General features: G+C 69.2%; 7 protein-coding genes. 4 read left to right on the top strand and 3 right to left on the bottom strand.

The window, feature by feature from the left end; translation table 11 throughout:
- The first annotated feature begins 112 nt into the window (after positions 1-112).
- Together ttcA and AC1D01_RS14595 are read left to right on the top strand one after the other, a co-directional pair.
- On the top strand, positions 113-1,024 hold the full coding sequence (gene ttcA / locus AC1D01_RS14600) for a tRNA 2-thiocytidine(32) synthetase TtcA (RefSeq protein WP_477867378.1): 912 nt from the start codon (positions 113-115) through the stop codon (positions 1,022-1,024).
- A 17-nt stretch (positions 1,025-1,041) separates the two neighbouring features.
- Positions 1,042-1,671 (top strand): DUF4136 domain-containing protein, encoded by a 630-nt coding sequence (locus AC1D01_RS14595; RefSeq protein WP_477867376.1) that lies wholly within the window; start codon positions 1,042-1,044, stop codon positions 1,669-1,671.
- A 51-nt stretch (positions 1,672-1,722) separates the two neighbouring features.
- Here AC1D01_RS14595 and AC1D01_RS14590 read toward each other — a convergent pair whose 3' ends face one another.
- On the bottom strand, positions 1,723-2,556 hold the full coding sequence (locus AC1D01_RS14590) for a DUF6279 family lipoprotein (protein WP_477867374.1): 834 nt from the start codon (positions 2,554-2,556) through the stop codon (positions 1,723-1,725).
- Between the two features lie 46 nt (positions 2,557-2,602).
- Between AC1D01_RS14590 and glmU the strand changes: the two genes are divergently transcribed.
- Positions 2,603-3,976: a bifunctional UDP-N-acetylglucosamine diphosphorylase/glucosamine-1-phosphate N-acetyltransferase GlmU gene (gene glmU, locus AC1D01_RS14585; protein WP_477867372.1), complete on the top strand. Its 1,374-nt coding sequence runs from the start codon at positions 2,603-2,605 to the stop codon at positions 3,974-3,976.
- 85 nt (positions 3,977-4,061) lie between these two features.
- Positions 4,062-4,409, top strand: coding sequence for a DUF7674 family protein (locus AC1D01_RS14580; RefSeq protein ID WP_477867370.1), 348 nt, complete (start codon positions 4,062-4,064; stop codon positions 4,407-4,409).
- Between the two features lie 17 nt (positions 4,410-4,426).
- On the opposite strand, the gene AC1D01_RS14575 is transcribed toward AC1D01_RS14580, so the two are convergent.
- Together AC1D01_RS14575 and AC1D01_RS14570 are read right to left on the bottom strand one after the other, a co-directional pair.
- Positions 4,427-6,835, bottom strand: coding sequence for a putative bifunctional diguanylate cyclase/phosphodiesterase (locus AC1D01_RS14575; protein ID WP_477867368.1), 2,409 nt, complete (start codon positions 6,833-6,835; stop codon positions 4,427-4,429).
- A 5-nt stretch (positions 6,836-6,840) separates the two neighbouring features.
- Positions 6,841-7,358: uracil-DNA glycosylase (locus AC1D01_RS14570; RefSeq protein ID WP_477867366.1), on the bottom strand; the 518-nt coding region annotated here is incomplete at its 5' end.

Here is a 7,358-nt window from a genome sequence, read left to right as displayed (position 1 = left end):
CCCCCTCAAGGGGGCGCCGCCAGCGGCCCGGCAAAGCCGGTTCCGCGGCGTCCGCTGGGTTCGCGCATCACTTTGCGAGATTCGTCTCGCTTATCAAATGAGAGGTACGCCGATGAATTCGGTACTGGAACGCGAAGTGGCCGACAAGCAGGCCTTCGAGATCAACAAGCTCAGCAAGCGCCTGCACCGCCAGGTCGGCCAGGCGATCGCCGACTTCAACATGATCGAGAACGGCGACAAGGTGATGGTCTGCGTGTCCGGCGGCAAGGACAGCTATGCGCTGCTCGACATCCTGCTGAACCTGCAGCAGCGCGCGCCGATCCGCTTCACGCTGGTGGCGGTGAACCTCGACCAGAAGCAGCCGGGCTTTCCGGACCACGTGCTGCCGGAGTACCTGAAGTCGCGCGGCGTGCCGTTCCACATCGAGAGCCAGGACACCTACTCGATCGTCAAGCGCCTGATCCCCGAGGGCAAGACGATGTGCAGCCTGTGCTCGCGGCTGCGCCGCGGCATCCTGTACCGCGTGGCCGGCGAGCTCGGCGCGACCAAGGTGGCGCTCGGCCACCACCGCGACGACATGCTGCAGACGCTGTTCATGAACATGTTCTTCGGCAGCCGCATGAAGGGCATGCCGCCGAAGCTGGTCAGCGACGACGGCAAGAACATCGTGATCCGCCCGCTCGCCTACGTGGCCGAGCCCGACCTGGAGCGCTGGGCCGCGCACCGGCAGTTCCCGATCATCCCGTGCACGCTGTGCGGCAGCCAGGAGAACCTGCAGCGCGTGCAGACCAGGCAGATGCTGCGCGACTGGGACAAGCGCTTTCCCGGCCGCATCGAGAACATGTTCACCGCGATGGGCAACATCGTGCCGTCGCACATGATGGACCGGAACCTCTACCCGTTCACGACGCTCAAAACCACCGGGGTGCCCGATGCCGGCGGCGATCGGGCCTTCGACGACGACGAGAGCTGCGCCCCCGCCGAACCTGCCGCGGGCGCGGTGCCCATCAAGCTGCACGTTTGACCTGACGGAGGCCGACCATGTGGAAACCTGCCCTGACCACCACCCTGCTGGCCGGCGCGCTGCTGGGCCTCGCGGGCTGCGCCGCGATGAACGCGGTCGACAGCAACGTCTCCACTTACAGCCAGTGGCCGGCCGGGCGCAGCGCATCGACCTACGCGTTCGAGCGCCTGCCGTCGCAGCAGGCGCGGGCGATGGAGCAGGAGAAGCTGGAGTCGATGGCCCGGCACTCGCTGCAGGTGGCCGGCTTCAGCGAGGCGGGCGATGCGAAGGCGGCCGATTTCACGGTGCAGGTCGGCGCGCGCATCAACCGCTACGACGTCTCGCCGTACGACGACCCGTTCTGGTGGCATGGCGGCTTGTTCCGTTCGCGCTACGGCTACGGCGGCTACGGCCGGGGCCCGTTCTGGGGCCCGCCCGGCTACTTCGGCCCGCGCTACTACGACACGACCTACTACGACCGCGAGGTGGCGGTGCTGATCCGCGACCGGCAGTCCGGGCAGGTGGTGTACGAGGCGCGCGCGGCCAACGACGGCACGACGATGGGCGGCGATGCGCTGATTGCCGCGATGTTCGACGCGGCGCTGAAGGACTTTCCGCAGACCGGCATCAACCCCAGGCGGGTGACGATCCAGCTGCCGCCCTCGTAGCCCGGATGCCAATCCGGGATGTGTCGGACCAACCCCGGATTGGCATCCGGGCTACCGGCCGTTGTCCGCCGCCAGCGCGCGGAAATCGCCCGCCCAGCCCTTGAGCTTCTTTGCGGCGTACTGCCGCTGCTCCGCGCTTGTCGTGTTGTGCAGCTGCGCCCCGAACTCGCAGTTGTAGCGCGTCAGCTTCTCCTGGTAGCTGCGGAAGTTCTCGCGCGGCGAGTGCTGCACCCGCTCGGCGATCGCGCGCAGCGCGGCCTGCACCTGGGCCTGCGGCGGCCGCTCGGCCAGCAGCTTTCGCAGCGTCTGCAGCACGTCCTGCTGGCGCGCCTTGCGTTCGGCCAGCCACAGCTCCGGGTCGAACGGCGACGCCGCCATCGCCCGCTGCACCCGCTCGGTCTGCGCGTCGTCGAGGTCGCCGTACAGCATCTCGGCGCGCTCCATCGTGCGCTTCATCGTGGCCTTCACCCGGTCCCGCGGGTCGGGCTGCAGGTAGTCGTCGGCATAGTCCTCGTTGACCTTCGCGTAGCGCTTCTCGATGTGTTTCAGCTGCTCGGGCTTCAGCGACAGCGCCGTCTCGGCCAGCGCCGGCAGCGCCTGGTCGAGGCCGGTGAACATGCGCGATTCGACCTCGTCGGTCCAGCGGCACGCCTGGGCGGCCGTGACGGGTTGTTGCAGGTCGCCGGCCAGCTTGTCCAGCCATTGCGCATAGTCCGGCAGCTGGGTGCGGCGGTTCCAGCGGAACCACGACGTGATCGCATCGCGCACCCGCGGCGTCTGCTCGTCGTTGAAGTCGATGTACTTGTCCAGCCACCAATACCCCAGATCGGGGGCCTGGTTGTAGGCCAGGCGCATCGCGCCACACCCTGAAAGCAGGGTGGTCAACGCCAGCGCGACGCCGATAATCACCGACCTGAAAAAAGGACGTTGCATGGCTCTCGACATCGTGATCATGGCCGCGGGCAAAGGCACCCGCATGAAATCCGGCCTGCCCAAGGTCTTGCACAAGCTGGCCGGGCGAAGCCTATTGCAGCATGTTCTGGGTACCGCAGCATCGCTGGGGGCGACCCGCATCATCACGATCACCGGCCACGGCGCCGAACAGGTCGAGGCGGCGGTGCAGGCACCCGGATTGCTCTTCGTGCGGCAGATGCCGCAGCTGGGCACCGGCCACGCCGTGCAGCAGGCCGTGCCGCAGCTGCACGACGAGGGCACCACGCTGATCCTGAACGGCGACACGCCGCTGATCGAGGCGGCCACCGTGCGCGCGCTCGTCGATGCCTGCGGCGGCGAGCGCTTCGCGCTGCTGACGATCACGCTGGCCGATGCCACCGGCTATGGCCGCATCGTGCGCGATGGCGAGCAGGTGCGCGCGATCGTCGAGCACAAGGATGCGAGCCCGGCGCAGCGCGAGATCCGCGAGGTCAACACCGGCGTGATGGCGGTGCCGACGAAGCGGCTGAAGGGCTGGCTGGCCCGGCTGGACAACAAGAACGCCCAGGGCGAGTACTACCTGACCGACATCATCGCGATGGCGGTCGCCGACGGCGTGCCGGTCGTCACCGCGCAGCCGAAGAGCGAGACCGAGGTGCTGGGCGTCAACAGCCCGATGCAGCTGGCCGACCTGGAGCGCCGCTACCAGCGCGCCCGTGCCGAGGCGCTGATGGAGGCCGGCGTGCGGCTGGCCGATCCGGCGCGCTTCGACGTGCGCGGCAGCCTGAACTGCGGCAGCGATGTCGAGATCGACGTCAACTGCGTGTTCGAAGGCGAGGTCGAGTTGGGCGACGGCGTGCGCATCGGCGCGAACTGCGTGATTCGCAACGCACGCCTCTCGGCCAGCGCAGTGATCCATCCGTTCACGCACATCGACGGCGAGGCGCAGGGCGTCAGCGTCGGCCGCGGTGCGCTGGTCGGCCCGTTCGCGCGGCTGCGCCCCGGCGCGCAGCTGGGCGACGAGGTGCACATCGGCAACTTCGTCGAGGTGAAGAACTCGACGCTCGCGAAGGGCGCGAAGGCCAACCACCTGGCCTACCTGGGCGATGCGACGGTGGGTGAACGCGTGAACTACGGCGCCGGCAGCATCACCGCGAACTACGACGGCGCGAACAAGCACCGCACGGTGATCGGCGACGACGTGCACGTCGGCAGCAACTGCGTGCTGATCGCACCGGTCGTGATCGGTGCCGGCGCGACGATCGGCGGCGGCTCGACGATCTCGAAGGACGCCCCGGCCGGCCAGCTGACGGTGTCGCGCGCGAAGCAGGTGTCGCTCGAGGGCTGGACGCGGCCGGTCAAGAAGCGCTAGCGGGCCGCACGCGCCGTCCGCCAGGGAACCAATCGGCTCCCGGGGTCACACAGGTCCGTTGCAGCCAACCGCTCCGAAGGATCCCGTGAGCCCCCTGGAAAAGCAGATGAGCCTCGCGGCGTTCGTCGACGACCTGCTGACGCAGGTTCCCGAACTGTCCGTGTTGCACCGGCAGCACATCGAGGCGCACCAAGGCCTGGTGCCTGCGGTGTTCATGGCCGAGGTCAGCCGGCTCGTGATGGGTCTCATGACGGACCAGGTTGGTGCGGAGCCCCTCACCCGCCTGCTGGCCAGTATGGAGCAAGCGCTTCAATCGTGCGACGCCGGCGTCAGGGAATTGGTCGAAGCGTCATTCGTCGAGAGCCTGTCGGCCCGCACCGCCGCATCGGCCGAACGCTGGCTCGCCAACGACGACATCATCACGCGACCCTGAGTCGGTGAGTCCGACGCTCACACCAGCGCCGGCCGCGCCAGCGCGATCGCCCACGCCTCGAACGCCGCCGCCGGCAGCGGCGAGCTGACCAGCTCCCCCTGCAGCTCGTCGCAGCCGAGCCGCGTCAGGAAATCCTGCTGCGCGATCGTCTCGACGCCCTCGGCGATCACCGTGATGTCCAGGCTGCGCGCCAGCTGCACGATGGCGCGCGCGATCGCCGCCGAGTCGTGCTCGTCCGGCAGGTCCTTCACGAACGAGCGGTCGATCTTCATCTTGTCGATCGGCAGCTCCTTCAGGTGGCCGAGCGACGAGTAGCCGGTGCCGAAGTCGTCGACCGAGATCCGGATGCCCATCGCCTTCAGCTCGCCGAGCCGCGCCTTCACCTCGCCGAGGTCGTCCATCAGCATGCGCTCGGTCAGCTCGAGCTCGAGGAACTCGCCGGGCACGCCTTCCTCGCGCAGCATGTCGGCGATCATCTGGATGAAGCCCACCGTCTGGAACTGCACGCTCGACAGGTTCACCGCCACCGGCACGCTGCTGATGCCGGACTCGTGCCAGCGCCGCGCGCAGCGCAGCGCGTCGCGCAGCACCCACTGGCCGATCGGCAGCATCTGCCGCTGCTGCTCGGCCAGCGGAATGAAATGGTCGGGCATCAGCAGCCCGCGCTCCGGGTGGTTCCAGCGGATCAGCGCCTCGACGCCCACCAGCACGCCGTCGTGCGCACGCACCTGCGGCTGGAAATGCAGCATGAACTCGTCGCGCTCCAGCGCCTGCGTCAGCTGGCTTTCCATCACCAGCGCGGCATAGGCGGAGCGCGCCATCGCCGGCGTGAAGAACTGGTAGTTCGCACGGCCGCGCGCCTTCGCGAGGTACATCGCGGTGTCGGCATTCTTGATCAGCTCGTCGGCCGTCTGCCCGTCGTGCGGGAACATCGAGATGCCCACCGACGGCGTCACCGAGATCAGCCGCCCGTCGGCATTCACCGGCACCTCGATCGCCGCCAGCAGCTTCTGCGTCGCCTCCTCGACGTCGGCGCGCTGCAGCACGCCGGGCAGCAGCACGATGAACTCGTCGCCGCCGAAGCGCGCCACCAGGTCGGTCGAGCGCAGGCTCTGGATGATGCGCTGCGCAACCGTCTGCAGCAGCGTGTCGCCGATCAGGTGGCCCAGCGAGTCGTTGACGCGCTTGAAGTGGTCGAGGTCGATGAACAGCAGCGCGAGCTGCGAGTCGCTGGTGCGCGCACCGGTGATGCGGTGCTCCAGCGTCTCCATGAAGCTCATCCGGTTCGGCAGCTGCGTCAGCGCGTCGTGGTGCGCCAGGTGGTGGATGCGCTCCTGCGCCGCCTGCCGGTCGCGCAGGTCGCGCACCAGCGTCATGCGCATGCGCTCGCCGTTGCGCAGCATCGTGCGCACGGTGAATTCCACCGGCAGGCGGCGGCCGTCCTTGTGCAGCGCGACGCTCTCGTAGGTGATCTCGGCCGCGGCCGATTGCGTCGCGGCGGCGCGCGCGAGCTGGTCGGGCGCGATGAAATCCAGCGTCTGGCGGCCCTTCAGCTCCTCCAGCGTGTAGCCGATCAGCGCGAGCGCCGGCGGGTTGGCGTCGGTGATCACGCCATCCTTGTGGAACACGATGCCCTCGGCACTCGCCTGCATGAACTTCGCGAGGCGCTCTTCCGATTCGCGCACCGCCTGCTCGGCGAGGCGGTGCTTCGTGATGTCGGAGATCAGCACGAAGGTGGCGGTCGCATCGCCGTCGTTGACCACGTGCGGCACCAGGTTCACCTCGATCCAGCGGCGCTGGCCGTCGGTGCCGACCAGCTCGCGCTCGTACGACGCGCTGCGTCGCTCGCGCAGCACCTGGTCGACCTGCGGCTGGATGAGGCGCGCGGCCGGCTCGCCGATGATCTCGGCGACGGTGTGGCCGACGATCGACTGCTCGTCCCAGCCGAAGGTCTGCGCATACTGCTTGTTCGCGAACAGGCAGCGCAGCGTGCTGGCCTGGTAGTAGGCGATCAGCACCGGCACGTTGTCGGCCAGCAGCTGGAACTGGTCGGCCCGGGCGCGCGCCGACAACTCGGCGCGGTGGCTGTCGGTCACGTCGTGCAGCACGCACAGGTAGTGGCCGGGGCCCGGCAGCCAGCGTGCCTCGAGGTCGAGCCAGCAGGGGCCGCCGGCCGATTGCGGCGCGCACTGCATGCGCAGGTTCAGCGCGAAGTCCTCGCGGGCGATCAGCCGCGTGGCGAGCGTCGCGCGCGATTCGGCGCCGAGCAGCGCCTGCCACAGCAGCCCGGCGTCGGGCGCCGAGCCGGCGCCGCTGAACTCGAGAAACGCGCGGTTGCCCTGCAGCACCCGGCACTCGGGCGTCAGCCGCACCACCATGCACGGCAGGTCCTCGGTGTCGGGCCAGGCGGGCAGGGTGGCGTCCATCGGCGTCAGGCGTCCGCTGCCGGGTCCATCGGCTTCATCTGCTCCAGCGCCAGGCACAGGTCGTCCCAGGCGCGCGCCTTGTCCTCCGGGTTGCGCAGCAGGTAGGCCGGGTGGTAGGTGACGACCAGCGGCACGCCCTGGTACTGGTGCACCTTGCCGCGCAGCCGGCCGACCGGCTCGCTGCTGCGCAGCAGGCTCTGCACCGCGAAGCGGCCCATCGCGAGGATCATGCGCGGCTTCACGAGCTCGATCTGGCGGATCAGGAAGGGCTCGCACTGGGCCAGCTCGTCGGGCTCGGGGTTGCGGTTGCCGGGCGGGCGGCATTTGAGCGTGTTGGCGATGAAGACCTGGCGCGCCGGTTCGGCCTCGCCGCGCGTCAGGCCGAGCGCGCGCAGCATGCTGTCGAGCAGCTGGCCCGACTTGCCGACGAAGGGCTCGCCCTGCCGGTCCTCCTGCTCGCCGGGGGCTTCGCCGACGACCATCCAGTGGGCCTGCGGGTTGCCGACGCCGAACACCGTCTGCG

The sequence above is a fragment of the Rhizobacter sp. P3_B12 genome (assembly GCF_056402895.1).
This window is presented reverse-complemented; position numbering and strand designations above follow the sequence as displayed.